The organism is Type-C symbiont of Plautia stali (assembly GCF_059730935.1).
Map to the genome: position 1 here is coordinate 1,420,943 of NZ_AP035923.1, position 26,391 is coordinate 1,447,333.

General features: G+C 57.4%; 18 protein-coding genes. 10 read left to right on the plus strand and 8 right to left on the minus strand.

What is annotated here, in order from left to right:
- Positions 1 to 4: 4 nt before the first annotated feature.
- The 6 genes from nuoJ (at position 5) to AC6I7J_RS06520 (ending at position 6,508) form a co-directional block, all read left to right on the plus strand.
- Positions 5 to 556 carry an NADH-quinone oxidoreductase subunit J gene (gene nuoJ / locus AC6I7J_RS06495; protein ID WP_021509221.1) on the plus strand — a complete coding sequence of 184 codons (552 nt, stop codon included), beginning with the start codon at positions 5 to 7 and terminating at the stop codon, positions 554 to 556.
- Positions 553 to 855, plus strand: a complete 303-nt coding sequence (gene nuoK / locus AC6I7J_RS06500; protein ID WP_013509877.1) for an NADH-quinone oxidoreductase subunit NuoK — start codon at positions 553 to 555, stop codon at positions 853 to 855. The genes nuoJ and nuoK overlap by 4 nt, the downstream gene beginning before the upstream one ends.
- Complete coding sequence (nuoL, locus tag AC6I7J_RS06505; RefSeq protein WP_498007013.1) at positions 852 to 2,687, plus strand: NADH-quinone oxidoreductase subunit L; 1,836 nt, start codon at positions 852 to 854, stop codon at positions 2,685 to 2,687. The genes nuoK and nuoL overlap by 4 nt, the downstream gene beginning before the upstream one ends.
- A 208-nt stretch (positions 2,688 to 2,895) precedes the next feature.
- Positions 2,896 to 4,416: an NADH-quinone oxidoreductase subunit M gene (gene nuoM / locus AC6I7J_RS06510; protein ID WP_031280038.1), complete on the plus strand. Its 1,521-nt coding sequence runs from the start codon at positions 2,896 to 2,898 to the stop codon at positions 4,414 to 4,416.
- A gap of 6 nt (positions 4,417 to 4,422) precedes the next feature.
- A complete protein-coding gene (gene nuoN / locus AC6I7J_RS06515) occupies positions 4,423 to 5,880 on the plus strand; it encodes an NADH-quinone oxidoreductase subunit NuoN (protein ID WP_031280039.1) in 1,458 nt (485 codons plus the stop codon).
- Between the two features lie 175 nt (positions 5,881 to 6,055).
- On the plus strand, positions 6,056 to 6,508 hold the full coding sequence (locus AC6I7J_RS06520; RefSeq protein WP_104093075.1) for a GNAT family N-acetyltransferase: 453 nt from the start codon (positions 6,056 to 6,058) through the stop codon (positions 6,506 to 6,508).
- 28 nt (positions 6,509 to 6,536) lie between these two features.
- On the opposite strand, the gene AC6I7J_RS06525 is transcribed toward AC6I7J_RS06520, so the two are convergent.
- Entirely contained in the window at positions 6,537 to 8,195 is a 1,659-nt protein-coding gene (locus AC6I7J_RS06525; protein ID WP_031280040.1) for a glucan biosynthesis protein D, read from the minus strand.
- 288 nt (positions 8,196 to 8,483) lie between these two features.
- On the opposite strand from AC6I7J_RS06525, the gene elaB reads away from it, so the two are divergent.
- Together elaB and AC6I7J_RS06535 are read left to right on the plus strand one after the other, a co-directional pair.
- Positions 8,484 to 8,792, plus strand: coding sequence for a stress response protein ElaB (elaB, locus tag AC6I7J_RS06530; protein WP_021509227.1), 309 nt, complete (start codon positions 8,484 to 8,486; stop codon positions 8,790 to 8,792).
- A gap of 153 nt (positions 8,793 to 8,945) precedes the next feature.
- Positions 8,946 to 10,142, plus strand: coding sequence for a nicotinamide mononucleotide deamidase-related protein YfaY (locus AC6I7J_RS06535; RefSeq protein ID WP_498007014.1), 1,197 nt, complete (start codon positions 8,946 to 8,948; stop codon positions 10,140 to 10,142).
- 393 nt (positions 10,143 to 10,535) lie between these two features.
- Here the strand turns inward: AC6I7J_RS06535 and yfaE are convergent, their stop codons facing one another.
- The 4 genes from yfaE to ubiG all read right to left on the minus strand — a co-directional run bounded on the left by yfaE (position 10,536) and on the right by ubiG (position 15,642).
- On the minus strand, positions 10,536 to 10,796 hold the full coding sequence (gene yfaE / locus AC6I7J_RS06540) for a class I ribonucleotide reductase maintenance protein YfaE (protein WP_498007015.1): 261 nt from the start codon (positions 10,794 to 10,796) through the stop codon (positions 10,536 to 10,538).
- 2 nt (positions 10,797 to 10,798) lie between these two features.
- Positions 10,799 to 11,929, minus strand: coding sequence for a class Ia ribonucleoside-diphosphate reductase subunit beta (gene nrdB / locus AC6I7J_RS06545; protein WP_021509230.1), 1,131 nt, complete (start codon positions 11,927 to 11,929; stop codon positions 10,799 to 10,801).
- Positions 11,930 to 12,003: 74 nt separating this feature from the next.
- On the minus strand, positions 12,004 to 14,289 hold the full coding sequence (gene nrdA / locus AC6I7J_RS06550; protein ID WP_021509231.1) for a class 1a ribonucleoside-diphosphate reductase subunit alpha: 2,286 nt from the start codon (positions 14,287 to 14,289) through the stop codon (positions 12,004 to 12,006).
- Between the two features lie 627 nt (positions 14,290 to 14,916).
- Positions 14,917 to 15,642, minus strand: coding sequence for a bifunctional 2-polyprenyl-6-hydroxyphenol methylase/3-demethylubiquinol 3-O-methyltransferase UbiG (gene ubiG / locus AC6I7J_RS06555; protein WP_021509232.1), 726 nt, complete (start codon positions 15,640 to 15,642; stop codon positions 14,917 to 14,919).
- A gap of 176 nt (positions 15,643 to 15,818) precedes the next feature.
- Here ubiG and gyrA point away from each other — a divergent pair, with 176 nt between their 5' ends.
- On the plus strand, positions 15,819 to 18,458 hold the full coding sequence (gene gyrA / locus AC6I7J_RS06560; RefSeq protein WP_021509233.1) for a DNA topoisomerase (ATP-hydrolyzing) subunit A: 2,640 nt from the start codon (positions 15,819 to 15,821) through the stop codon (positions 18,456 to 18,458).
- A 166-nt stretch (positions 18,459 to 18,624) separates the two neighbouring features.
- Positions 18,625 to 21,477, plus strand: coding sequence for a two-component system sensor histidine kinase RcsC (gene rcsC / locus AC6I7J_RS06565; protein ID WP_021509234.1), 2,853 nt, complete (start codon positions 18,625 to 18,627; stop codon positions 21,475 to 21,477).
- A 42-nt stretch (positions 21,478 to 21,519) separates the two neighbouring features.
- Here the strand turns inward: rcsC and rcsB are convergent, their stop codons facing one another.
- Genes rcsB through AC6I7J_RS06580 form a run of 3 tightly spaced genes read right to left on the minus strand, consistent with a single transcriptional unit; the run spans position 21,520 to position 26,008 of the window.
- Positions 21,520 to 22,170 carry a response regulator transcription factor RcsB gene (gene rcsB, locus AC6I7J_RS06570; RefSeq protein WP_013509853.1) on the minus strand — a complete coding sequence of 217 codons (651 nt, stop codon included), beginning with the start codon at positions 22,168 to 22,170 and terminating at the stop codon, positions 21,520 to 21,522.
- A gap of 1 nt (position 22,171) precedes the next feature.
- Positions 22,172 to 24,829 (minus strand): phosphotransferase RcsD, encoded by a 2,658-nt coding sequence (gene rcsD / locus AC6I7J_RS06575; RefSeq protein ID WP_498007215.1) that lies wholly within the window; start codon positions 24,827 to 24,829, stop codon positions 22,172 to 22,174.
- Positions 24,830 to 24,853: 24 nt separating this feature from the next.
- Positions 24,854 to 26,008 (minus strand): MFS transporter, encoded by a 1,155-nt coding sequence (locus AC6I7J_RS06580; protein ID WP_021509236.1) that lies wholly within the window; start codon positions 26,006 to 26,008, stop codon positions 24,854 to 24,856.
- Positions 26,009 to 26,391 lie beyond the last annotated feature (383 nt).

The following is a 26,391-nucleotide window of genomic DNA, read 5'->3' on the forward strand; positions in this document are numbered from 1 at the left end:
AGGTATGGAATTTGCGTTTTATCTTTGCGGACTGGTGGCGGTGCTGACGACATTGCGCGTCATCACCCACACCAATCCGGTACATGCGCTGCTGTACCTGATTGTTTCGCTGCTGTCGATTGCCGGCGTGTTCTTCTCCATGGGTGCCTATTTTGCCGGTGCGCTGGAGATCATCGTCTATGCCGGTGCCATCATGGTGCTGTTTGTGTTCGTGGTGATGATGCTCAACCTGGGTAAAACCCAGCAGGATCAGGAGCGCGAATGGCTGAAGCCGTCGCTGTGGATCGGTCCGGGCATTGTCTCGCTGCTGCTGCTGGTGGTGATGATCTACGCCATCCTGACCGCAACCGACCAGGGTATTGATGGCACCGTCATCGATGCCAAAGCGGTGGGCATCAGTCTGTTTGGCCCGTATGTTCTGGCGGTTGAGCTGGCGTCAATGCTGCTGCTGGCCGGTCTGGTGGTGGCGTTCCATATCGGACGTGAAGATCGTCAGGGCGAAGTGCTGAGCAACCGCGTGTCAGACGCGGCGGCCAATAAGGAGGAGCACGCATGATCCCGTTACAACACGGCCTGATTCTGGCTGCTGTGCTGTTTGTTCTCGGCCTGACCTCGCTGGTACTGCGCCGCAACCTGCTGTTTATGCTGATCGGTCTGGAGATCATGATCAATGCCGCGGCGCTGGCGCTGGTGGTGGCAGGCAGCTACTGGGGACAAGCCGACGGTCAGGTGATGTATATCCTGGCAATCAGCCTCGCGGCGGCGGAAGCCAGTATTGGTCTGGCGCTGCTGCTCCAGCTCTATCGTCGTCGTCAGACGCTGAACATTGACACAGTGAGCGAGATGCGCGGATGAATCTTCTCTATTTAACCGTATTATTTCCGCTGATTGGCTTCCTGCTATTGGCGTTTTCCCGTGGTCGCTGGTCGGAGAACCTGTCGGCTGCGGTGGGGATGGGTTCAGTGGGCCTTGCGGCGCTGACCACCGTATTTGTGGGTGTGGACTTCTTTAGTCACGGCCAGCAGCCATTTACCCAGGCGCTGTGGACCTGGATGCACGTGGGTAACTTTGACATCAAAGTGAACCTGGTGCTGGATGGTCTGTCGCTGACCATGCTGTCGGTGGTCACCGGCGTCGGCTTCTTCATCCACATGTTCGCTTCGTGGTACATGCGCGGTGAAGAGGGTTATTCACGCTTCTTCGCTTACACTAACCTGTTCATCGCGAGCATGGTGGTGCTGGTGCTGGCCGATAACCTGATGCTGATGTACCTGGGCTGGGAAGGGGTAGGGCTGTGTTCCTACCTGCTGATTGGCTTCTACTACAGCAATCCGGAAAACGGCAAAGCGGCGATGAAAGCCTTCATCATCACCCGTGTCGGTGACGTGTTCCTCGCCTTTGCGTTGTTCATTCTCTACAACGAACTGGGTACGCTGAACTTCCGTGAGCTGATGGAGCTGGCCCCGGCGCACTTCGCGGCGGACAACCACATGCTGCAGTGGGCGACGCTGATGCTGCTGGGCGGTGCCGTGGGTAAATCGGCACAGCTGCCGTTGCAGACGTGGCTGGCCGATGCGATGGCCGGTCCGACGCCGGTCTCCGCGCTGATCCACGCTGCCACCATGGTAACCGCAGGCGTCTATCTGATTGCCCGCACCCACGGTCTGTTCCTGCTGACGCCGGAAGTGCTGCATCTGGTGGGTATCGTTGGTGCGATTACGCTGGTGCTGGCGGGCTTCGCCGCGCTGGTGCAGACCGACATCAAACGCGTGCTGGCTTACTCCACCATGAGTCAGATCGGCTACATGTTCCTGGCGCTGGGCGTACAGGCGTGGGACGCTGCGATTTTCCACCTGATGACCCATGCGTTCTTCAAGGCGCTGCTGTTCCTCTCCTCCGGTTCCGTGATTCTGGCCTGTCATCACGAGCAGAACATTTTCAAAATGGGCGGTCTGCGTAAGAGCATCCCGCTGGTGTATGTCTGCTTCCTGGTGGGCGGTGCTGCGCTGGCCGCGCTGCCGCTGATTACCGCCGGCTTCTATAGTAAGGACGAGATTCTGTTCGGTGCGCTGGCTAACGGTCACATCAATCTGATGGTCGCCGGTCTGGTGGGTGCATTCCTTACCTCAATCTACACCTTCCGCATGATCTTCATCGTGTTCCACGGCGAAGAGAAAATTCATGCGCATGCCGGTAAAGGCATTACGCATCACCTGCCGCTGATTGTGCTGCTGGTACTCTCAACCTTTGTTGGCGCGCTGATTACGCCTCCGCTGGCGGGCGTGCTGCCACAGAACGAGTTTGGTGAAACCGGCAAAGTGGCGCTGGAAATCACCTCGGGTGCCGTGGCGATTATCGGTATCCTGATTGCCGCCGCGCTGTGGCTGGGCAAACGTCAGCTGGTCACCCGCATCGCCAACAGCGCGCCGGGCCGTTTCTTCGGCACCTGGTGGTTTGCGGCCTGGGGCTTCGACTGGCTGTACGACAAGGTATTTGTTAAACCGTACCTTGGCATTGCCTGGCTGCTGCAGCGCGATCCGCTCAACTCCATGATGAACCTGCCGGCGCTGCTGTCGCGCATCGGTAATAAAGGTCTGGTGGTGAGTGAGAACGGCTATCTGCGCTGGTATATCGCGTCGATGAGCGTCGGTGCCGTGTTGGTGCTGGCGCTGATGCTGGTGATTTAACGATTGATGAGCGGGGCGCGCGATGGTTTAGCGCCCCACGTAAGAATGTTCAAGATTGTCTGATGCACGGGTGAGATCAACGCAGTCAGTTTGGTGTTCGCCAGCGCAGCAACCAGCGCGTAGTAATACGTGAACGTTGCCCGCGCGGGCGAGGCGAAACGGGCGCGTCCGATAGCCTGAACGAAGACGAAAATAGGGAATGTACGCCGTGTTATTACCTTGGCTAATAATTATACCCTTTGTTGGGGGCTTGCTTTGCTGGCTGGCTGAGCGCCTTGGCGCGAAGGTGCCGCGCTGGATTGCCCTGATCACCATGGGGCTGACGCTGGCGCTGGGCCTGCAGCTGTGGCTGCAGGGCGGCTATTCGCTGACGCAGGCTGCGGGCCTGCCGCAGTGGCAGTCGACTTTCCTGGTGTCGTGGATCCCACGCTTTGGCATCAATTTCCATCTGGCGTTGGATGGTCTGTCGCTGCTGATGGTGGTGCTGACCGGCCTGCTGGGTTTGATGGCGGTACTCTGCTCGTGGAATGAAATCGAAAAGTATCAGGGCTTCTTCCACCTCAACCTGATGTGGATTCTCGGCGGCGTAATCGGCGTGTTCCTCGCCATCGACATGTTCCTGTTCTTCTTCTTCTGGGAAATGATGCTGGTGCCGATGTACTTCCTCATCGCGCTCTGGGGTCACAAAGCGTCTGACGGGAAAACCCGTATCAGCGCGGCAACCAAATTCTTCATCTATACCCAGGCGTCAGGTCTGGTGATGCTGATTGCCATTCTGGCGCTGGTGTTTGTGCACTACAACGCCACTGGCGTCTGGACGTTCAGCTATGAAGAGCTGCTGAAAACGCCAATGTCACACACCGTTGAGTATCTGCTGATGCTCGGCTTCTTCATCGCCTTTGCGGTGAAAATGCCGGTGGTGCCGCTGCACGGCTGGCTGCCGGATGCCCACAGCCAGGCACCGACCGCTGGTTCGGTTGACCTTGCCGGTATCCTGCTGAAAACGGCGGCTTACGGCCTGCTGCGTTTTAGCCTGCCGCTGTTCCCGAATGCGTCGGCGGAGTTCGCGCCGATCGCCATGTGGCTCGGCATCATCGGTATCTTCTACGGCGCGTGGATGGCGTTCTCGCAGACCGATATTAAACGCCTGATCGCCTACACCTCGATTTCGCACATGGGCTTCGTGCTGATTGCCATCTACACCGGCAGCCAGCTGGCGTTCCAGGGCGCGGTGGTGCAGATGATTGCGCACGGCCTGTCGGCCGCGGCGCTGTTCATCCTGTGCGGTCAGCTGTATGAACGTCTGCATACCCGTGACATGCGCCAGATGGGCGGCCTGTGGTCGCGCATCAAGTGGATTCCGGGCCTGTCGCTGTTCTTTGCCGTGGCCAACCTCGGTATGCCGGGCACCGGTAACTTTGTTGGTGAGTTCATGATTCTGACCGGCAGCTATCAGGTGGTGCCGTTGATTATCGTGATTGCCACCTTCGGCCTGGTATTTGCCTCGGTGTACTCGCTGATCATGATGCAGCGCGCTTACTACGGCGAAGCCAAATCAAAAGAGCCGCTGGCTGGAATGTCGCCGCGCGAATTCCTGACCATCGGTGTACTGGTCGTGCTGCTGGTGCTGCTGGGCGTTTACCCGCAGCCAATCCTCGACACGTCCCATGCTGCGATGAGCAATATTCAGCAGTGGTTTACCGCTTCAATTTCAACTACAAGGCCGTAATTCGCCATGACAATAACTCCTCAACAATTGATCGCGTTGCTACCGCTGTTAATCGTCGGATTGACGGTGGTGGTTGTGATGCTGTCCATTGCGTGGCGACGCAACCACTTTGTTAATGCCACGCTGACGGTCATCGGTCTTAACCTCGCGCTGCTGTCGCTGTGGTTTGTGGGCCACGTGGGCGCCATGGATGTCACGCCGCTGCTGCGCGTGGATGGCTACTCGATGTTCTATACCGCGCTGGTGATGCTGGCGAGTCTGGCAACCTGCACCTTTGCTTATCCGTGGCTGGCCGGTTTCCCGGACAACAAAGATGAGTTCTATCTGCTGGTGCTGATCGCTGCGCTGGGCGGGATTGTGCTGGCCAGCGCCAACCATCTGGCGGCGCTGTTCATCGGTATCGAACTGCTGTCGCTGCCGCTGTTTGGTCTTATCGGCTACGCCTTCCGTCAGAAGCGCTCGCTGGAAGCGGCGCTGAAGTACATGATTCTGTCGGCTGCGGCTTCCTCGTTCCTGATCTTCGGTATTGCGCTGGTCTACGCCGATTCCGGCAGCCTGAGCTTTGTGCAGCTCGGCAAAAGCCTGAATGACAGCATGATTCAGCAGCCGCTGCTACTGGTCGGGCTGGGCATGATGATCATCGGTCTTGGCTTTAAGCTGTCGCTGGTGCCGTTCCATCTGTGGACGCCAGACGTTTATCAGGGCGCGCCGGCTCCGGTCTCGACCTTCCTCGCCACCGCCAGCAAAATCGCTATCTTTGCGGTCATCATGCGTCTGTTCATGTACGCACCGGTAACCGACAGTGAAGCAGTGCGCACCGTGCTGGGTGTGATTGCCTTCGTCTCGATTCTGTTCGGTAACCTGATGGCGATTTCGCAGAGCAACATCAAGCGTCTGCTCGGCTATTCATCTATCGCGCATCTTGGCTATCTGCTGGTGGCGCTGATTGCGGTGAAAACCCATCAGCTGTCACTGGAAACCGCCGGTGTCTATCTGGCCGGTTACCTGTTCAGCAGCCTCGGCGCCTTCGGTGTGGTCAGCCTGATGTCGAGCCCGTACCGTGGTCCGGATGCGGATACGCTTTACTCGTATCGCGGTCTGTTCTGGCATCGTCCGATTCTCTCCGCCGTGATGACGGTGATGATGCTGTCGCTGGCCGGGATCCCAATGACGCTGGGCTTTATCGGTAAGTTTTACGTCATCGCGTCCGGTGTTAACGCGCATCTGTGGTGGCTGACCGCGGCGGTTGTCGCCGGTAGCGCTATTGGTCTGTATTACTACCTGCGCGTTACGGTGAGCCTGTACCTCAGCCCGCCGGAACTGCACACCCGCGATACCCCGGCCAACTGGGCGTTCACCGCCGGTGGTGTGGTGGTGCTGATCTCCGCCATCCTCGTGTTGCTGCTCGGTGTTTATCCGCAGCCGCTCATCACGCTGGTGCAGCTGGCCCAGCCGCTGATGTAAACAGCGTGTCATATTCACAATCAGGCCTGCGGGCCTGATTTTTTTTGCCTGCAATTTGAGAGTTTGATCACATTGCTCCGCGTGTCCGCCCCTGTTACGTGCTGCCCACTGCGTTTAGCGCATGCGCTGTGATAGGCTGTGAAGATCACTTTTTTCGCTCAGACAAGGAAGCACGATGGATATGCAATGGCTTGATTGCCACCACAGTGAACTGACCGCGCAGCAGCTGTATACCGTGCTGGCGCTGCGCAATCAGGTGTTTATCGTCGAACAGACCTGTCCGTATCAGGATATAGATGGCCAGGATTTGACGGCCGATAACCGCCATCTGCTGGGCTTTCTTGATGGCAAACTGCTGGCGTATGCGCGTCTGCTGACGCCCGCGCTGGCTTCCTCGCCGGTGACCATTGGTCGGGTGATTGTGTCGGAAGAGGCGCGCGGCCTGAAACTGGGCTATCGGCTGATGGAGCAGGCGCTGAACAGCTGCGAACAGCACTGGCCGCAGCGGGCGGTGTATCTGTCCGCGCAGGCGCATCTGGAAGGCTTTTATGGTCGCCTGGGCTTCCGGGCGGTCACGGACGTTTATCTGGAAGATAATATTCCGCACGTCGGCATGCAGAAAAACTAACGGCGAGGTGTTGGCCTCGCCGTGCAGGTTAGCCCGGCGTCATCTGCCGGTCGTCGGTGTACTTGCGCTGATCGGGCGGTGGCGGGAAATACTGATACAGCCAGGTTTCGCTCAGCGTCTCATCTTTGGTGCGCAGGAACAGGCGCATATCCACCGGTTTGGTTGAGTCGCTATTCGGATACCAGTCAAACAGGATACGGTAACCTTTCAGCGGTTCGACGTAGAGAATCTCTACCTGTTTGAAGGTGCCGGACGACACGGTGATCACCGGTTCGATGCCTTTCGGCGCGGCCGCCTGCAGGTCGCCGCCAATGAAATCGATAGCAAAGCGGCGGCACCACTGGTCCGGGAAGTGTTCGCCCGGTGCCCAGCCTTCCGGGAAGCCACCAATACCGGTGCGCGTGGCATCAACGCGGGCCAGACCACTGCGGACCGGCGGCAGCTGGCTCCAGTAGAGTTTGTACTGGAAATTAAACTCGCTGCCAGCCTTGACCGGCTCGGCCGGCTGCCAGAAGCACACGATGTTATCCAGCGTTTCCCCGGTTGTCGGGATCTCCATCAGGTTGATGGCGCCTTTACCCCATTTACCGATCGGCTCCACCCACAGGCTGGGGCGTTTGTCATACCAGCCAATCACGTCCTGGTAATCTTTGAAATCATGATTCAGCTGCAGCAGACCGAAGCCGCGCGGGTTTTCATCCTGATAGGCATTAAACTGCAGGCGCTGCGGGTTATTCAGCGGACGGGCAATCCACTCGCCGCTGCCGCTCCACATCGCCAGGCGATCGGAGTCATGAATCTGCGGATGATAGGTATTGCACATGCGGCGCTCGTTGGTGCCGCAGCTGAACATGCTGGTCATTGGCGCAATACCGAGCTGACGAATCTCGTTGCGCGCAAACAGGTGGTTTTCCACCTCCATCACCACGCGTTTTTCTTCGCAGTGAATGGTGAATTTGTAGGCACCGGTGACGCTGGCCCCGTCCAGCAGTGCATACACCACAAAGGTGGTGTCTTCAGCTTTTGGCGTCTCGAACCAGAAGGCGGTGAAGTCGGGAAATTCTTCCTGGCCATTGCTGAAGGTGTTAACCGCGACGCCACGGGCTGACAGGCCATATTGGTAGGTTTCATCTACCGCGCGGAAGTAGCTGGCACCGAGGAAAGAAACGATGTCGCGTCGCGCCAGCTCCGGTTTTTTAAAGGCGCGGAAACCGGCAAAGCCGAGGTCGGTTTTACCCACCAGTTGCTGGGTATCCACGTTGGCGTTGTGATAATTAAACAGTTCCGGACGGAAGTGGATTTCCCGCGCCTCGCGGCTGGCGGCGTCCACGGAGAACATGCGAATGCGGCGCTTAAAGCCCATGCCAACGTGGAAGAACTGCACATCCAGCTCGCGGTCGGCGATGTTGTTCCACAGTGAGTGATTAGCGTCGTACTGAATTTCGTTATACGCCTGCGGTGTCAGATTGGCCAGGGTCGCGGGCAGGGGGCCGGGCGCGCCGCCCCAGGGCTGTTTGGCCAGCGCCGCGGCTTTCTTTTTCAGCACATCGAAATCGAAGCGCACGGCGGTTCCGTCGGCGATGCCATCATCGGCCCAGGCGGACTGCGCAAACAGCGAGGAGAGCCCGGTCATGCCGCTAACGGCAGAGAGGGCCATGGACGCTTTCATAAATTTTCTACGATTCATGCCGGAAATCTTTTCCTTAGCTGCTCGGGTGTATTGAGGCTGTCGCAAGACATTTAGCGTCAGGCTACAGGGGGTTACGACAGTGGCGAAAATAAAAAATTCAGTCCGCTGAAAATTTATCAGATTAATCAAATAAACGAAGCACAATTCCGCGTGCAACGCCCCGGATGACATAACTTTGCGTTCAGCGCGGCAAAAAGCGCAGTCAGCGGATGACGGCGCGGCGCAAAAACGCAATTTATGACTATAGTTAATCGACACCGCATTTAAACATGGAGGATTGTGAACATGTCATCTACCGATCAATTTGAAACCCGTCTTGATGACGATCTGGCGCTGCTGACGGAAACGCTGGAAGAAGTGCTGCGCTCCTCGGGCGATCCGGCGGACCAGAAATATATCGAACTGAAGCAGAAAGCCGAGCAGGCGCTGGAAGACGTGAAGAATCGCGTGAGCCAGGCGTCCGACAGCTATTACTATCGTGCCAAACAGGCAGCGTATCGTGCCGACGATTACGTGCATGAAAAACCGTGGCAGGGCATTGGTATCGGTGCGGCTGCCGGTCTGTTTGTTGGCCTGCTGCTGGCGCGCCGTTAATCCCCGTGGGCGCGATGTCCGTCGCGCCCGATTCCTGCTTTGCCGCTGTTTCCTTTCCGCATCGCGATTAACCCGCTATTTCGCACCGGCGGCGATTGTGTTTCGCCTGCGCGCTCCCTACAGTGAAAGCCACAGGGATAAGGAGAAGAGATCGTGATACGTGTCGAAATGCTCTCAACGGGCGATGAAGTGTTACATGGGCAGATTGTCGATACCAACGCCGCGTGGCTGGCCGATATGCTGTTTCAGCACGGCCTGCCGATGACCAGTCGCAGCACGGTCGGCGATGCAATGAGCTCGCTGGTTGAAGCGCTACAGAGCCGCAGTCAGATTGCCGACGTGCTGATCGTGAACGGCGGTCTCGGGCCGACCAGCGACGATCTCAGCGCGCAGGCAGCGGCCACCGCCAGCGGCAGCGAACTGGTGCTGCAGCAGGCGTGGCTGGAGAAGATGGAAGCCTGGTTTGCCAGCCGCGGGCGGCTCATGGCACCCAGTAATCGCAAGCAGGCGGAGATTCCGGCCAATGCCGAGTTGATCGATAACCCGGTCGGCACCGCCTGTGGGTTTGCCCTGCAGCTTAATCGCTGCTGGATATTCTTTACCCCCGGCGTGCCGTCAGAATTCAAAGTGATGGTTGAGCAGCAGATTATTCCGCGTCTTAAGGCGCGTTTTACGTTGCCAGAACCCCCACTGTGCCTGCGTCTGACCACCTTTGGTCGCGGCGAGAGCGATATCGCCGCGGAGCTTGAACCGCTGCCGCTGCCGGAAGGCGTAGTGATGGGCTACCGTTCGTCGATGCCCATCATTGAGATCAAACTGACCGGCCCGGCCAGCCAGCGCGTAGCGATGGAGCAGGTGTGGCAGCAGGTTAAGTTACTGCTGGCCGAGTGCACCATTTTTGAAGGCTTTGAAGGATTGCCCGCCGTGCTGGCGCGGGAACTGCAAGATCGCGGCTTCCGCCTTGCTCTGAGCGAACAATACACGGCCGGGTTGCTGCACTGGCAGCTGGCCGCCGCGCAGGTGCCGCTTAGCGCCGCTGAGCTGCTGCCGGCTCGTGAGGAGTCGCTGGAAGCGCAGGTTACTCGCACGCGTCAGTTGGCCGCTCAGCAGGGCACAGTGCTGGCCTTGTCGGTTGGCGATCTGCAGGAAGGGGAAGTGTCGATTGCGCTGCACACTCCGGAAGCCAGCTGGGGCCAGCGGGTGAAATTTACACACGGGCGGCACAATCTGGAAACCCGGCAGAAAGTGGTAGCGATGATGGCGATGAATATGCTGCGCCGCTGGCTGCACGGCAGTGAAGTCAGTACCGGTCACGGCTGGATTGATGTCCTGGAGGCGGTGAAGAGCTAACGCTTCCCAGGCTTGTGATTGCTGATGCCATGGAATCAGCATCGCTTCGTGTTGGGTGCCGCGTCGTGAGAGGCATAGCCGCTTGCCGCACCGGCATAAACCCTTCCCTGGGGCCTGCCGCCGCGCCATCCATGGCGCGGAGGCTGCTGCAAGCGGCTATGCCTCCCACGCCCTGCTGGATTCGGTGGTCGCTGTTGTCGGGTGCCTGTTACAGCAGCACCAGAATTGGAAGGGAAGAGGGGGAAGCTGGGCTTAGCCGGACGTCACGCGGCAGGGATGCCGCGTGTCGAGGCCCGCAGGGAGCGGGTTTTGCCGTTCCGGCGTGCTCAGTTCCCCCTCTGACCATGCGGGATCTTAACGCGATAAAAGGGATTCAGCAGTACTGCAGGCAGGTTACAGCTCGATCTCAATCTCCCCTCTGGCCTTACAACAGCAGGGCAGAATCTCGCCCTGCTGAATAAACGCCAGTGGGGTTTCCGCATAATCCACTTCGCCTTTCAGCAGACGCATGCGGCAGGAGCCGCAGTAGCCTTCGCGACATTGAAACTCGACGCACACATTGTGTGCTTCCAGCGTCGTCAGCAGATTAGGGTGTTCGTCTGCGCACTCCAGCCGGGAGCCGGAGTTGCGCAGGATGACCACGGAACGGCTCATGCTTACAGCTGGAAATCGTTGAAGTCGTCTTCGCCCACTTCGGAGTCGATCTGACCCACCAGATAGGAGCTCACTTCAACTTCCTGCGGCGCCACCTGCACGTTATCTGACACCAGCCACGAGTTAATCCATGGAATCGGGTTCGAACGCGTCTGGAACGGCAGATCAAGACCCACCGCCTGCATGCGGATATTGGTGATGTACTCAATGTACTGGCACAGAATGTCCTTGTTTAGACCAATCATTGAGCCGCCGCTGAACAGATACTCAGCCCACTCTTTTTCCTGCTCGGCCGCTTTCTTAAACAGGTCGAAGCACTCGTCGCGGCACTCAGCGGCGATCTCTTTCATTTCAGGATCGTCTTCACCGGTACGCATCAGATTCAGCATATGCTGAGTGCCGGTCAGGTGCAGCGCTTCGTCACGGGCGATCAGACGAATAATCTTGGCGTTGCCTTCCATCAGTTCACGCTCGGCGAAGGCGAAGGAGCAGGCAAAGCTGACGTAGAAGCGAATCGCTTCCAGCGCGTTAACGCTCATCAGGCAGATATACAGCTGCTTCTTCAGCGCACGCAGATTCACGGTCACGCTCTTGCCCGCCACCTGATGCGTGCCTTCACCCAGCAGATGCCAGTAGTTGGTCATCTCGATCAGATCGTCGTAATACTTCGAGATATCCTGCGCGCGCGCCAGAATCTGCTCGTTAGTCACGATGTCATCAAACACCAGTGACGGATCGTTGACGATATTACGGATGATGTGAGTGTACGAGCGTGAGTGGATGGTCTCGGAGAACGCCCAGGTTTCTACCCAGGTTTCCAGCTCGGGAATCGAGATCAGCGGCAGCAGCGCCACGTTCGGGCTGCGGCCCTGAATGGAATCCAGCAGCGTCTGATACTTCAGGTTACTGATGAAGATGTGCTTCTCGTGCTCCGGCAGCGCCTGATAGTCGATGCGATCGCGCGAGACGTCAACCTCTTCCGGACGCCAGAAGAAAGAGAGCTGCTTCTCGATCAGCTTTTCAAAGATGTCGTATTTCTGCTGGTCGAAACGGGCAACGTTCACTGACTGGCCGAAGAACATCGGCTCTTTCAGCTGGTCATTTTTGTTCTGTGAGAAAGTAGTGTAAGCCATGACTAAGTCCAAAAGTGAAACGGGCCAGCCGCTGCTGGCCCAGACACGATAAGGCGCCCGCAGGCGCCTTTCGATCAAATTTTACAGGCGCCGCTTTCGCAGCCATCGTCCTGAATAGACGGCGCCAGATCGTCCTGCGCATCCTCGGCACCGTCACGGGTGTTTTGGTAGTACAGGGTCTTCACGCCAAATTTGTACGCGGTCAGCAGATCTTTCAGCAGCTGTTTCATCGGCACTTTGCCATTGGCGAAACGGCCTGGATCGTAGTTGGTGTTCGATGAAATCGCCTGATCGATAAACTTCTGCATCACGCCAACCAGCTGCAGATAGCCGTCGTTTGATGGCATCTCCCACAGCAGTTCGTACTGATCTTTCAGACGCTCATACTCCGGTACTACCTGGCGCAGAATCCCGTCTTTCGACGCTTTGATACTGATGTGACCGCGCGGCGGCTCGATACCGTTGGTGGCGTTCGAAATCTGCGAAGAGGTCTCAGACGGCATCAGTGCAGACAGCGTGGAGTTGCGCAGGCCGTGGGTTTTAATCGACTCGCGCAGCGCTTCCCAGTCAAGGTGCAGCGGCTCATTACATACGCTGTCGAGATCCTTTTTATAGGTATCGATCGGCAGAATGCCCTGCGAATAAGTGGTCTCTTTAAACCACGGGCAGGCACCTTGCTCTTTCGCCAGCTCGTTGGAGGCTTTCAGCAGCCAGTACTGAATGGCTTCAAAGGTTTTGTGCGTCAGGTTGTTGGCGCTGCCGTCAGAGTAGCGCACACCGTGTTTCGCCAGGTAATAGGCGTAGTTGATCACGCCAATACCCAGGGTACGACGACCCATCGCACCGCGTTTTGCCGCCGGAATCGGGTAGTCCTGGTAATCGAGCAGGGCATCCAGCGCACGTACTGCCAGCGTCGCCAGCTCTTCCAGATCGTCCAGGCTTTCAATCGCACCGAGGTTAAAGGCGGACAGGGTGCACAGCGCGATCTCGCCGCTTTCGTCGTTGACGTCTTCCAGCGGTTTGGTCGGCAGCGCAATTTCCAGGCACAGGTTAGACTGACGCACTGGCGCAATGGCCGGATCGAACGGGCTGTGAGTGTTGCAGTGGTCAACGTTCTGCACGTAGATACGGCCGGTTGAAGCACGTTCCTGCATCATCAGCGAGAACAGGTCGACGGCTTTCACGCGCTGCTTGCGGATGCTGTCGTCCTTCTCATATTTGGTATACAGACGCTCAAACTCATCCTGATCGGCGAAGAACGCGTCATACAGGCCTGGCACGTCGGACGGGCTGAACAGGGTGATGTCTTCGCCTTTCAGCAGGCGGGTGTACATCAGCTTGTTGATCTGCACGCCGTAATCCATGTGACGCACGCGGTTGCCTTCAACGCCGCGGTTGTTTTTCAGCACCAGCAGGCTTTCCACTTCCAGATGCCACATCGGGTAGAACAGCGTTGCCGCACCGCCGCGCACGCCGCCCTGCGAGCAGGATTTTACCGCCGTCTGGAAGTGCTTATAGAACGGGATACAGCCGGTGTGGAACGCTTCACCGCCGCGGATTGGGCTGCCGAGCGCACGAATGCGACCCGCGTTGATGCCGATACCGGCACGCTGTGACACATATTTCACAATAGCGCTGGAGGTGGCGTTGATGGAATCCAGGCTGTCGCCGCACTCAATCAGTACGCAGGAGCTGAACTGACGGGTCGGGGTGCGCACGCCGGACATGATAGGCGTAGGCAGCGAGATCTTGAACGTGGAGATCGCATCGTAGAAACGCTTGATGTAATCCATGCGCGTATCGCGCGGATAGCCGGAGAACAGGCAGGCGGCGACCAGAATATACAGGAACTGGGCGCTCTCGTAGATTTCACCGCTGACGCGGTTCTGCACCAGATATTTGCCTTCCAGCTGCTTCACTGCCGCGTAGGAGAAGTTCATGTCGCGCCAGTGGTCGATGAAGCCGTCCATCTGCTCGAACTCTTCGGTGCTGTAGTCTTCCAGCAGATGGCGATCGTATTTACCCATCTCGACCATTTTTACTACCTGGTCGTACAGCTTCGGTGGCTCAAACTGACCGTACGCTTTTTTACGCAGGTGGAAGATCGCCAGACGCGCGGCCAGGTACTGGTAATCAGGCGCGTCACGGGAGATCAAATCGGCAGCCGCTTTGATGATGGTCTCGTGAATGTCCGAGGTTTTGATGCCATCGTAAAACTGGATGTGCGAACGCAACTCAACCTGCGAGACGGAGACATTGTTCAGCCCTTCAGCTGCCCAGTCCAGCACCCGGTGAATCTTATCGAGGTCGATGCGCTCCTGGCGGCCATCGCGTTTCGTAACGAGCAGACTTTGGTTCATGTCGCGTGTTTACCTGTCCATGAAATACAAAATTATCCCCCGTCTATTCACAGGCGGCTCATTGTGAGTAAGCCTGTGGATAAACACTATATATAGGGGGTGCGGAAAGTTTGAACAACAATATGGTGAGTATTCTAGTCAGCAATCGGATCATCACAAGAGTTGATTTTCACAAAATTTTACGCCCTGGGGGGTGGGGAAAATCCTGGATCCCCACGCCACAAGGCTTGCACCTGGTGTCAACGGATAACAGGTTTTTTTTCAATTTTTGATCGAGCGCGTGTTTATTGCTCAACCGCTGCGATTCGGGAAATTTCCCAGGCGAAAAAAGCCCGCGCCGCTCCGTCAGCAGCGAACTTATCTGCGTTTGCTTATGAATTTTTTATGACCTTTTCACCTTACAAAAAGCGCATCGCAGCGTCTAAAAGGAAATTGATCTGGATAGGGCCAGCGCGTGATAAACCGGGTGCGGTCGGAAGTGAAAGGAGGACTGGCAGTTTGTAGAGCGTTATGCCGTTCAGTTGGGTAAATTGCTGGTCGTAGATTCCATAGCGGCGCGATTTTTCGCGTAATACATCGCGCCGCTACAACAGCGCTGCCCACGGGCGGGCAGGCGAAACAGGTCGTTTACGCCTGACGGTGGGTATGCACCATATAATTGACGTCCACCCCACGGCCAAGGCGGAACTGGTTGGTCAGCGGATTGTAGTGCAGGCCAGTCATATTGCGTTCACGCAGGGCGGTCTCGTCCACCCAGTTCAGCAACTCGGCGGGACGAATAAATTTTTTCACGTCATGGGTACCGCGCGGCACCATGCGCAGCACGTATTCAGCACCAAACACTGCCAGCAGCCAGGCTTTAGGGTTACGGTTGATGGTGGAGAAAAACACCTCGCCGCCCGGTTTCACCAGCTGCGCGCAGGCCAGCACCACGGAACGCGGATCCGGCACGTGTTCCAGCATCTCCATACAGGTCACCACGTCGTACTGACCGGCGTGGCTGGCCGCATGGGCTTCAACCGTCTGCTGCACGTAATTGACGCTCACGCCGCTCTCCAGCGCGTGCAGACGCGCGATCTCCAGCGGCTCGGCGCCCATATCCAGACCGGTGACCTCCGCCCCTTCACGCGCCATGCTCTCGGCGAGAATGCCGCCGCCGCAGCCGACATCCAGCACTTTCTTACCGAACAGCCCATGGCTGTGCTGGGCAATCCAGCCAAGACGCAGGGGATTAATGCGGTGCAACGGCTTAAATTCACCCTCTAAATCCCACCAGCGTGATGCAACCGCCTCAAACTTAGCAATTTCGGCGTGGTCGACGTTCTGGCGGCTTTCCTGCGGTTGTTCATTCATTGAATCATGACTCCTGACAAAATATGCTACCAGTATAAACGCATAAACCCTGCGAGGCATCTCTCAGCGCAAAGGAAAAGCGCCACAAAACCCTGCTTTACGTTCACCGCACGCAAGCGATGTGATATACTTTCGCACCTTTAAAATCCGGGATTATGTAGAGGGATAGCGGCTCCATGAGCGACCTTGCGAGAGAAATTACACCGGTCAATATCGAAGAAGAGTTGAAAAACTCCTACCTCGATTACGCCATGTCGGTCATCGTTGGCCGAGCCTTACCCGATGTACGTGATGGCCTGAAGCCGGTGCATCGCCGTGTGCTTTTTGCCATGAGCGAACTGGGTAACGACTGGAACAAACCCTATAAAAAATCTGCCCGTGTGGTCGGTGACGTTATCGGTAAATATCACCCACACGGTGACTCCGCTGTGTACGAAAGTATCGTGCGCATGGCCCAGCCGTTCTCCCTGCGCTACATGCTGGTCGACGGTCAGGGTAACTTCGGTTCGGTCGACGGCGACTCCGCCGCAGCGATGCGTTATACCGAAGTGCGCATGGCGAAGATCTCCTCTGAACTGCTGGCTGACCTGGAAAAAGAGACGGTCGACTTTGTGCCGAACTATGACGGCACCGAGCAGATCCCAGAAGTCCTGCCGACCAAAATTCCTAACCTGCTGATCAACGGCTCCTCCGGTATTGCCGTCGGCATGGCGACCAACATTCCGCCTCACAACCTGACGGAAGTGATCAACGGCTGTCTGGCGTTTATCGAAGATGAAAACATCAGCGTCGAAGGGCTGATGGAGCACATTACCGGGCCGGATTTCCCGACCGCTGCCTTTATCAACGGTCGTCGTGGCATTGAAGAAGCCTACCGCACCGGGCGCGGTAAAATTTACATCCGCGCGCGCGGCGAGATCGAAACCGACGCCAAAACCGGTCGTGAAACCATCATCGTCAATGAAATCCCGTATCAGGTGAACAAAGCGCGCCTGATCGAGAAAATTGCCGAGCTGGTGAAAGAGAAGCGCGTTGAGGGCATCAGCGGCCTGCGTGACGAATCTGACAAAGACGGCATGCGTATCGTCATTGAAGTGAAACGCGATGCGGTCGGCGAAGTGGTGCTCAACAACCTCTACTCGCTGACGCAGCTGCAGGTCTCTTTCGGCATCAACATGGTGGCCCTGCATCAGGGCCAGCCGAAGATTATGACGCTGAAGGAGATCATCGAAGCCTTCGTTCGCCACCGCCGTGAAGTGGTGACGCGTCGTACCATCTTCGAACTGCGTAAAGCGCGCGATCGTGCGCACATCCTTGAAGGTCTGGCGATTGCGCTGGCCAACATCGATCCGATTATCGAGCTGATTCGTCGGGCTCCGACGCCAGCCGAAGCGAAAAGCGGCCTGCTGGCGCAGTCGTGGGATCTCGGCAACGTCGCCGCCATGCTGGAACGAGCCGGTGACGACGCCGCGCGTCCGGAGTGGCTGGAAGCGGAGTTTGGTATTCGCGACGGTCGCTACTACCTGACCGAGCAGCAGGCACAGGCGATTCTCGATCTGCGTCTGCAGAAACTGACTGGCCTTGAGCATGAAAAACTGCTCGACGAGTACAAAGAGCTGCTGGACCAGATCGCCGAACTGATTCACATCCTGCAGAGCGCCGAGCGCCTGATGGAAGTGATCCGTGAAGAGCTGGTGGCGATGCGCGATCAGTTTGGTGATGCGCGCCGAACGGAAATCACCGCTAATAGCGCTGACATCAACATCGAAGACCTGATCAACCAGGAAGATGTGGTGGTCACCCTGTCGCATCAGGGCTACGTCAAATACCAGCCGCTGTCAGACTATGAAGCCCAGCGTCGCGGTGGTAAGGGTAAATCGGCGGCGCGCATTAAAGAAGAAGACTTTATTGATCGTCTGCTGGTGGCCAACACCCACGACACCATTCTGTGCTTCTCCAGCCGTGGCCGCCTCTACTGGATGAAGGTCTATCAACTGCCGGAAGCCAGCCGTGGCGCGCGCGGTCGTCCAATCGTCAACCTGCTGCCGCTGGAAGCCAACGAGCGTATCACCGCGATTCTGCCAGTGCGCGAATACACCGAAGGCTTCAACATCTTCATGGCGACCGCAGACGGTACCGTGAAGAAAACTGCGCTGCAGGAGTTCAGCCGTCCGCGCAGTGCCGGCATCATTGCCATCAACCTGCGTGAAGACGATGAGCTGATTGGCGTGGCGCTGACCAACGGTAACGACGAAGCGATGCTGTTCTCTGCCGCCGGTAAAGTGGTGCGCTTCGCGGAGAGCGCGGTGCGCGCCATGGGCCGTTCGGCTTCGGGCGTACGCGGCATCAGGCTGGCAGAAGGCGACAAAGTGGTGTCGCTGATTGTGCCACGTGAAGAGGGCGCGATTCTCACCGTAACGCAGAACGGCTACGGCAAGCGTACTGCTAACAGCGAGTATCCGACCAAATCGCGCGCCACGCAGGGCGTGATCTCGATTAAAGTCACCGAGCGTAACGGGCCAGTGGTTGGCGCGGTACAGGTGGTAGATAGCGATCAGATCATGATGATCACCGATGCCGGTACGCTGGTGCGTACCCGCGTGTCGGAAGTCAGCGTGGTGGGCCGTAATACGCAGGGCGTGATCCTGATTCGTACCGCGGAAGATGAAAACGTGGTCGGCCTGCAGCGCGTCGCTGAACCGGTGGAAGAGGAAGAACTCGACGCCATCGACGGCAGCGTGGCAGAAGGCGAAGACGATATCGCGCCGGAAGTCGACAGCGACGACGACGCACCGGAAACAGACGACGAAGAGTAACCGTTTGTTGTCTGTCACAAGCGGCAGGTCAGGGCAACCGACCTGCCGTTTTTTTGTCTGACTTTCACTCCCAAAGTCGCGTGCCAACTGGCTTTTTCGCCCTGATAAAGCTAGTGTATGAGAACTTTTCAACGTCCCGATAACCCTTGCCGCCAGTGAGTCTCTTTTGAAATATCTCGTCTCCTTTCGCACCACGCTTCGCATCTCGCGCTACCTGTTTCGTGCGCTGGCACTGCTGCTCTGGTCGCTGGGTGCATTGTTGACCACTTTCTACATCATCAATGTGCTGCACGAAAAAGAGAACGCGGTGCGCCAGGAGTTTGCCACCAATTATGGTCAGGCCGAATGGTATGTGCGCCACTCAGCGGATGTGATGCGCGAGCTGAAGTACATCACTGAGAATCGCCTGAGCAGCAGCGTCAACGGGCTGGATATGCTCAACGGCATGCCGGGCGGCAAAAGCACGCTGCCGCAGTTTACGCCGCTGTTTACCGACGGTGACTGCACGTCAATGAGCAACACCTGGCGTAACTCGCTCGATTCCCTTAGCTATTTCATTAACTACTGGAAAAGCAATTTTGCCTCAGCCTATGAACTCAATCGGGTGTTCTTTATTGGCGGCGAAAATCAGTGCCTGGCAGATTTCACCATCGGTAACAATAATCCGGTCGATCGCGAACGCAGCCTGAAGGCGCTGCGCGAAAACGTGCTGCACTACCGCAGCGGCAACGAGGAAGAGCGACGTAATCCGATGTACTGGATTACCAACAGCAGCCAGCCAGGCATCGGCAACTTCTACATGGTGGTGCCGGTTTACGTCGCCAACAAACTGCAGGCGCTGCTCGGCGTGGAACAGAACATTCGCCTGGATGAATTTATTCAGCCCGGCGGGCTGCCGCTGGTGGCCACCATCACCGATGAAAACTATCGTCCGCTGATCAGCTCACGACGCGGCGGACCCGGTTATTCGCTGGACGATCTGCCGGATAACAGCACCTGGTTTGGTTATCTTGACGGCTATCGTCAGCTGGTGCTGAAAAAGCCGCTGCCGCCGTCCAGCCTCAATGTGGTGTGGTCGCTGTCGACCGATGTGCTGATGGATCAGCTCAAGCTGATGCTGATCAACGCGCTGCTGCTCAATATTCTCAGCGCGCTGATTCTGTTTACCCTGGCATGGGTGTTCGAACGCCGCATGTTCCTGCCGGCGGAAGACAACGCCCACCGGCTGGAGGAGCACGAGCAGTTCAACCGCAAGATTGTCGCGTCAGCGCCGGTCGGCATCTGTATTTTGCGTACCAGCGATGGCACCAACATCCTCAGTAATGAACTGGCGCATAACTATCTGACGCTGCTGACGCAGGAAGATCGCCTGCGGCTGAATGAAATCATCGGCGGCCAGCAGGTTAATTTTGTCGATATGCTGACCGGCAGTAACACTAACCTGCAAATCAGCTTTGTGCATTCGCGCTACCGCAACGAGAACGTGGCGATTTGCGTGCTGGTCGACGTCTCGGCGCGCGTGCGCATGGAGCAGTCGCTGCAGGAGATGGCGCACGCCGCCGAGCAGGCCAGCCAGTCCAAATCGATGTTCCTTGCTACCGTCAGTCATGAACTGCGGACGCCGCTGTACGGCATTATCGGTAACCTCGATCTGCTGCAGACCAAATCGCTGCCGAAGGGCGTGGATTCGCTGGTCACGGCGATGAACAACTCATCCAGCCTGTTGCTGAAAATCATCAGCGATATTCTCGACTTCTCGAAGATCGAGTCCGAGCAGCTGAAGATTGAGCCGCGTCCCTTCTCGCCGCGTGAGGTGGTCAACCATATTGCCAGCAACTATCTGTCGCTGGTGGTGCGCAAGCGCCTGACGCTGTATGTGTTCATCGAGAACGATGTGCCGCTGGCGCTGGATGGCGATCCGCTGCGCCTGCAGCAGGTGATCTCCAACCTGCTGAACAACGCCATCAAGTTCACCCACACCGGCTGCATTATCCTGCACGCCTATGTCAAAGAGGGGTATCTGGCGTTTCGCGTGCGCGACACTGGCGTGGGAATCCCGGCAAAAGAGATCACGCGCCTGTTCGACCCGTTCTTCCAGGTCGGCTCCGGCGTGCAGCGTAATTTCCAGGGTACCGGGCTGGGACTGGCGATCTGTGAAAAGCTCATCAACATGATGGATGGCGACATCGAAGTCGACTCTGAACCGGGCATGGGCAGCCAGTTCGTGGTGCGTATTCCGATCTACGCCGGACAGCAACCCGCGCCGCCGCTGCTGGATGGTCTGCAGGAAAAAGCCATCTGGCTCGATCTGCGCAACGACTATCTGGCGGCCTTCCTGCTGCGTCTGCTCCAGCAGCAGGGCATCCAGGTTGCGCACTATCAGGGGCGGGCTGGGGCGGACGATGTGATGATCTGCGATCACCACGACGCGCCAGCGCAGACGGTACGTGCGCGCATCCGTATCTGCGGTGAACACATCGATATGCCGCAGGAAACGACGCCGGGACAGTGGGTGCACAGTAGCGCGACGCTGCACGATCTGCCGCTGCTGCTGGGCCGGATTTACCGCATTGCCATCGACAGCGAAACGGCGACCACGCTGGAGCTGCCGGTGCCGCAGCAGGCCTCCAGCTATGAAGACATCATGGTGCTGATCGTTGATGACCATCCGATTAACCGGATGCTGCTGTCTGAACAGCTCGGCACGCTGGGCTATCAGACCAAAACGGCGCAGGACGGCGTGGATGCGCTCAACGTGCTCAGCCGTAACCATATCGATATCGTGCTGAGCGACGTCAACATGCCAAACATGGACGGCTACCGGCTGACGCAGCGTCTGCGCCAGCTGGGGCATGCTTTCCCGGTGATTGGAGTGACCGCTAACGCACTGGCGGAAGAGAAACAGCGCTGTATGGATGCCGGCATGGATAATTGCCTGTCAAAACCGGTGACGCTGGATGTGCTGAAAACCACGCTGGCGCTGTATGCCGAACGTGTTCGCAAAAGCCGGGAAGGATAAGCAGGGCAGAGGAGAGGCGGTGCCGAAGCACCGCCGCAGGGATTACTCTTTGTCGACCTGAGTGGCGCTGACGGAAGAGAGGTAGTTCAGCAGCGCGATATCGTTATCCACGCCCAGCTTCATCATTGCTGATTTCTTCTGGCTACTGATGGTTTTGATACTGCGGTTCAGCTTCTTGGCGATCTCGGTGACGAGGAAACCTTCGGCGAACAGGCGCAGCACTTCGCTCTCTTTCGGTGACAGACGTTTGTCGCCGTAGCCGCCGGCGCTGATTTTTTCCAGCAGTTTGGCCACGCTTTCCGGCGTGTACTTTTTGCCTTTCTGCAGGGCTGCCAGCGCTTTTGGTAGGTCAGTTGGTGCACCCTGTTTCAGCACGATGCCTTCGATATCCAGATCCAGTACCGCGCTCAGGATCGCCGGGTTATTGTTCATGGTCAGAACAATAATGGAGAGATCCGGATAGTGACGCTTGATGTACTTGATCAGCGTGATGCCGTCGCCGTATTTTTCGCCCGGCATCGACAGATCGGTAATCAGGACGTTGGCATCCAGTTTGGACAAGCTATTGATCAGTGCTGTTGAGTCTTCAAACTCACCTACCACATTCACCCATTCGATCTGTTCCAGAGATTTACGGATACCGAACAGAACGATTGGATGGTCATCGGCAATAATTACATTCAGGTTATTCATCTTATTGGTTACCTTGCTGCAGCAGTTGGTTGACGTACGCGTCAATTTCACTGGTGGTATTTTTAATGGTTAAATCGTCGCACAGTTTAATGTGCTGTTCTAACTCTTCACAAAGCTGTTTACCCGGCAGTAAATTGAGCATGGCAAACACGCCTTTCAGGCGATGCGCTGTCTGAGCAAGCGAGGGATAGTCCTTCTCCGCCGACTCAGTATACAGTCTCTTCACATCTGGCGGTACTGTCTCCATAAACAGCTGGAAATAGCCGCCGCTCAGCAGCGGCGTGGCAGCCTCATCGTCGTCGCTCTCCTCTATCGAATCATGAGCCAGTTGCTTCTCAATCAGGGCCAGCAGCGCATCAAGCAGCGCATTGCTGAGATTGAAATTGACCCGGAATTGCTGGTCGTTGAGGGCGTGATGCCCCATTTCGTCGCCCGCCAGCAACAGTGCCCAGCCGTGCAGGCGCGCCGGATCGTCCGTCACCAGCACATCATGCTCCTGCCCGGACAAGCGTTCATCCGAGGTCAGGCAATTTGCCCCCCAGTTCTCGAGGTGGCGGCAGACAATTTTGTGTACGTCTTCGACCGCGATATCCACCAGCGCCGTCACGCCTTCCAGCAGTTTCTCTTCCTGCTCGCTCTGCTGCTCCAGCGCCAGCGGCAGCTGAATGTTGTAGCGCGTGCCGATATCCGGTTTGGCGATAATCTCCAGCTGGCCGCCCATCTGTTTGCACAGCTGCTTACACAGGAAAAATGCCATGCCGGACGCCTGACCGTAACGATCCTGCGTGGTTTCGCCGAGGTAAGGGAAATCGACGTTGGCCAGCTCGTCGCCGGTCAGGCCTGAGCCGGTATCCACCAGCTGGAACAGCACGCTGTTGGCTTTGCTGTCGCTGGCTTTGATATCAAGGGAAATCTTGCCCCACTGCGTGGTGGTGAGCGCGTAGTGCATCAGCGTGGTCAGGACTTTACGCAGCGCGCGGCGATCGCCAAAGCGCATCTCGTCGTTGGCCAGCTGATTGTTGACCACCAGCGTCAGCCCTTTGCGGCGCAGCAGCGGCAGGCTCTCCAGCGCAATCTCATCCAGCAGGTCCTGCAGGTTAAACACGCCCGCATCCGGCGACCAGTCGTGGGCTTCCAGCCGGTTGAGCAGGACGATATCGTCCACCAGCCGCGCCAGACCCTGGCTCTCATCCAGCAGATCCAGCACGCTCTCGTCGTCATCGCGCTGGCTGAGTTGCACCAGCTGCGTCACCATGCTCTGCAGCGGACGATTAAGCGCATGGCCAAGATTCTGCATCAGCTGCTGGCGCATCTGATGGTTGCGATCCAGCACCTGCTGCGCTTTTTGCAACTTCTTATTCACCAGCAGCTCGCGATCCTGATCGCGCATCATAAACAGCTGGGTGTGCGGCGACAGCATGCTGCGCGCGTGGCGAATCTCATACACTTCGTTATTGATGGTAGCCTGCAGCACGCCCTGATGCTGATCGGACATATTGATGATCTTCTGCAGATTGAGATGCGGCAGCAGATGCTCAGCGATTTTGTTGCTCAGCAGGGTGCGATTGGTACCAAAGTCATACACCAGCAGCCCGACCGGCAGGCTGGCGACGATCTCCTCATTCAGCATACGCAGCGAATCAAGCTCAGCGCTCTGGTTCTCATTTGGTCGCAGCGACTGCTGGCGCAGCAGCGTAATGCCGGCAATAGACAGCAGGAACAGCAACAGGTTGATCAGCAGCGGCCACATCAGGTTGTGCAGGGTATCCATCGCCAGGCTGGCGAGCGGCACCCGGTACACCAGCTGGAGCGAGGTGCTGGGCAGCGTGGCGGCAATCTCCAGATTCGGGTTAACCAGCGTCACCGCGGTGCTTTCGCTGCTGGCGTCATCGCTGGTGGCGCTGCCGGGCTGGCTGGCATCCTGGCGCAGCTGGAAGTTCTCCAGCGGCATACTGCGTGGAATCAAATCGTTAACTGGCAGATCGAACGCCACCACCGTGGCTAAATGACCTGGCTGGTTAAACGTGGTGCGCAGCGTGAAGTAGTGATCGTTCTGCCAGGCAAAGTGGCGCAGCGGCGAGAAGCTTTCGCGTTCGTCGAGCGCATTGGCCTGCTGCAGCATTTCGGCGCGGCGGCTGTCCACCAGCGTATTGATCGCGCTCTCTTTATAGCGCGTCGCCATATCCTTGAGCGGCAGGGTCGAGATCATGATCAGGCTGTTGTCCTGACCATTGAGGAAGTACATCGACCACGCCGGATTTTCAGCGCCCCACAGCGTATCGAGATAATTGGACATGCGCAGCGTCATATCCAGCGTGCTGCTGTCGTGCGAGCCGAAAATCAGCGCTTCGGTCTTGCGGCGGGTTTTCTCCAGATAGTAAACGTCCGGGCGCAGGCGCGTCTCCTGCAGGCTGCTGTTCGGCGTCGAGCCCGCGGCGCTGGTGGCGAGATTTTCATAGATTTGCCAGGTGGCAAAGCGGTAAGCATCAATGCGTTTTTGCATCGCGCGCGCCAGGTCGGTCATGGCGTAGCGCTTTTCCATGATCCACGCATTCACACTGTTGTGCACCATGGCGCCGAGCGCGAGAAACAGCACCAGGTTAAACACCACGAAAAAGCGCGTTACGTTGCCGGAGGTCAGCGGAAATTTATAAGGCAGCATAGGTGTCTCAGGATCCTGCAATTAACGCGCGACCAGCCGGGCGCTGGCGGCAACCGCCAGCAGCAGCAGGGCGATAAGTAAAAACGCGCCGCTCAGGCTGAGCCACTGGGAAATAAAGCCGATTAAAGCCGGGCCTGAAAGAATACCCGCATAGCCGAGCGTTGTCATGGCGGAAATCGCCAGATTGGCCGGCATATCCTGTTGATTACCGGCGGCATTAAACAGCATCGGCACGGTATTGGCCAGGCCAAAGCCCACCAGCAAAAAGGCCAGCAGCGCCGCCTGCGGCCACGGCAGCAGCACCGCCAGCGTCATGCCGGCTGCCGCTGCCAGCGCACCGGTCAGCATCACCGGATAGCGGCCAAAGCGCTGAATCACTTTATCGCCCGTCAGACGACCTATGGTCATGGCGATGGAGAAGATGGCGTAACCCAGACCGGCGTGCGCCACGCTCATGCCCGGGCTTTGCAGCAGCAGCAGGGCGCTCCAGTCGAGTACCGCGCCTTCCGCAAGGAACAGAATAAAGCACAGGCAACCGAGGAAGGCGACCCAGCCGCGCGGGATCACCAGCCAGGGTTGATCGGGCTGATGCAGGCGCTCTGTCATCAGCGTCGGCAGGCTGCACAGCAACAGCAGCACCATCAGCAGCATGATAACGCCGACTGCCTGCAGCGGTGTCAGACCCGCACCAAGTAACAGGCTGACCGCGCCGGCGCCGAGAATACCGCCAAGGCTGAAGAAACCGTGGAAACCGGACATCATCGGCTTGGCCGCCGCTTTCTCAACCTCAACCGCCTGTACATTCATGGCCACATCCAGCATGCCGAGCCCGGCACCGAACACCATCAGCGTGGCGGCCATCAACCACATCACATCCAGCGTTGCCAGCAGCGGCAGTACTGCCAGTATCACCAGCGTGGAGCACAGCATAACGCGGCGGCAGCCAAAGCGTGCCACCAGCGCACCGGTCACCGGCATTGCTGCCAGTGAACCAATGCCAAGACACAGCAGCAGGCCGCCCAGCGACGCGCCCGTCAGCTGGAGACGCTGGCTGGCAAACGGCACCAGCGGCGCCCAGGCAGACATGCTTAAACCGGCGATGAGAAAAACGAGGCGTGTTCCCAGATTGACACGCTGATGCAATTTGTTGGGCTGTGCGGCGTCCAGTGCTGTCATAAAGGTGTCGTTGTCATAAGTCGTTCGAGCGACGAAGTTTAGCATTAAAGCTGGCGCGGCACCGCTCAATGAAGGCGAAGAGCAGGGCAAAAATGGTCGCCAGAAAAGAGCATATTACCGATCTTTTGCCAGGCGCTGCGCTTTTCCAGACATTTCCTGGGCTCCATAAGCTCTCTGGCTCTTAGTAAGCCGACAGATTCAGTGAAAATTTGGCTTAAGTTGGGGTGAAAATCGATTACTGCGGCAACGCTAACTCACTGAATAATGGTAAAGAATATTCCGCAAACGGCCAGGCAAACGCATCGGCTATATTTCCGTGCAACTTTATTACGCCCGGAAATTAACATTGCGCAATCATGGCTAAGTAATGAACAATAAGTGCG

Coding starts and splice junctions, on each gene's coding strand:
- nrdA (WP_021509231.1), bottom strand. CDS start 14,289: ATGAACCAAAGTCTGCTCGTTACGAAACGCGATGGCCGCCAGGAGCGC.
- AC6I7J_RS06580 (WP_021509236.1), bottom strand. CDS start 26,008: ATGACAGCACTGGACGCCGCACAGCCCAACAAATTGCATCAGCGTGTC.
- AC6I7J_RS06525 (WP_031280040.1), bottom strand. CDS start 8,195: ATGAATCGTAGAAAATTTATGAAAGCGTCCATGGCCCTCTCTGCCGTT.
- nuoN (WP_031280039.1), top strand. CDS start 4,423: ATGACAATAACTCCTCAACAATTGATCGCGTTGCTACCGCTGTTAATC.
- nuoL (WP_498007013.1), top strand. CDS start 852: ATGAATCTTCTCTATTTAACCGTATTATTTCCGCTGATTGGCTTCCTG.
- yfaE (WP_498007015.1), bottom strand. CDS start 10,796: ATGAGCCGTTCCGTGGTCATCCTGCGCAACTCCGGCTCCCGGCTGGAG.
- nuoJ (WP_021509221.1), top strand. CDS start 5: ATGGAATTTGCGTTTTATCTTTGCGGACTGGTGGCGGTGCTGACGACA.
- elaB (WP_021509227.1), top strand. CDS start 8,484: ATGTCATCTACCGATCAATTTGAAACCCGTCTTGATGACGATCTGGCG.
- AC6I7J_RS06520 (WP_104093075.1), top strand. CDS start 6,056: ATGGATATGCAATGGCTTGATTGCCACCACAGTGAACTGACCGCGCAG.
- rcsB (WP_013509853.1), bottom strand. CDS start 22,170: ATGAATAACCTGAATGTAATTATTGCCGATGACCATCCAATCGTTCTG.
- ubiG (WP_021509232.1), bottom strand. CDS start 15,642: ATGAATGAACAACCGCAGGAAAGCCGCCAGAACGTCGACCACGCCGAA.
- nuoK (WP_013509877.1), top strand. CDS start 553: ATGATCCCGTTACAACACGGCCTGATTCTGGCTGCTGTGCTGTTTGTT.
- nrdB (WP_021509230.1), bottom strand. CDS start 11,929: ATGGCTTACACTACTTTCTCACAGAACAAAAATGACCAGCTGAAAGAG.
- gyrA (WP_021509233.1), top strand. CDS start 15,819: ATGAGCGACCTTGCGAGAGAAATTACACCGGTCAATATCGAAGAAGAG.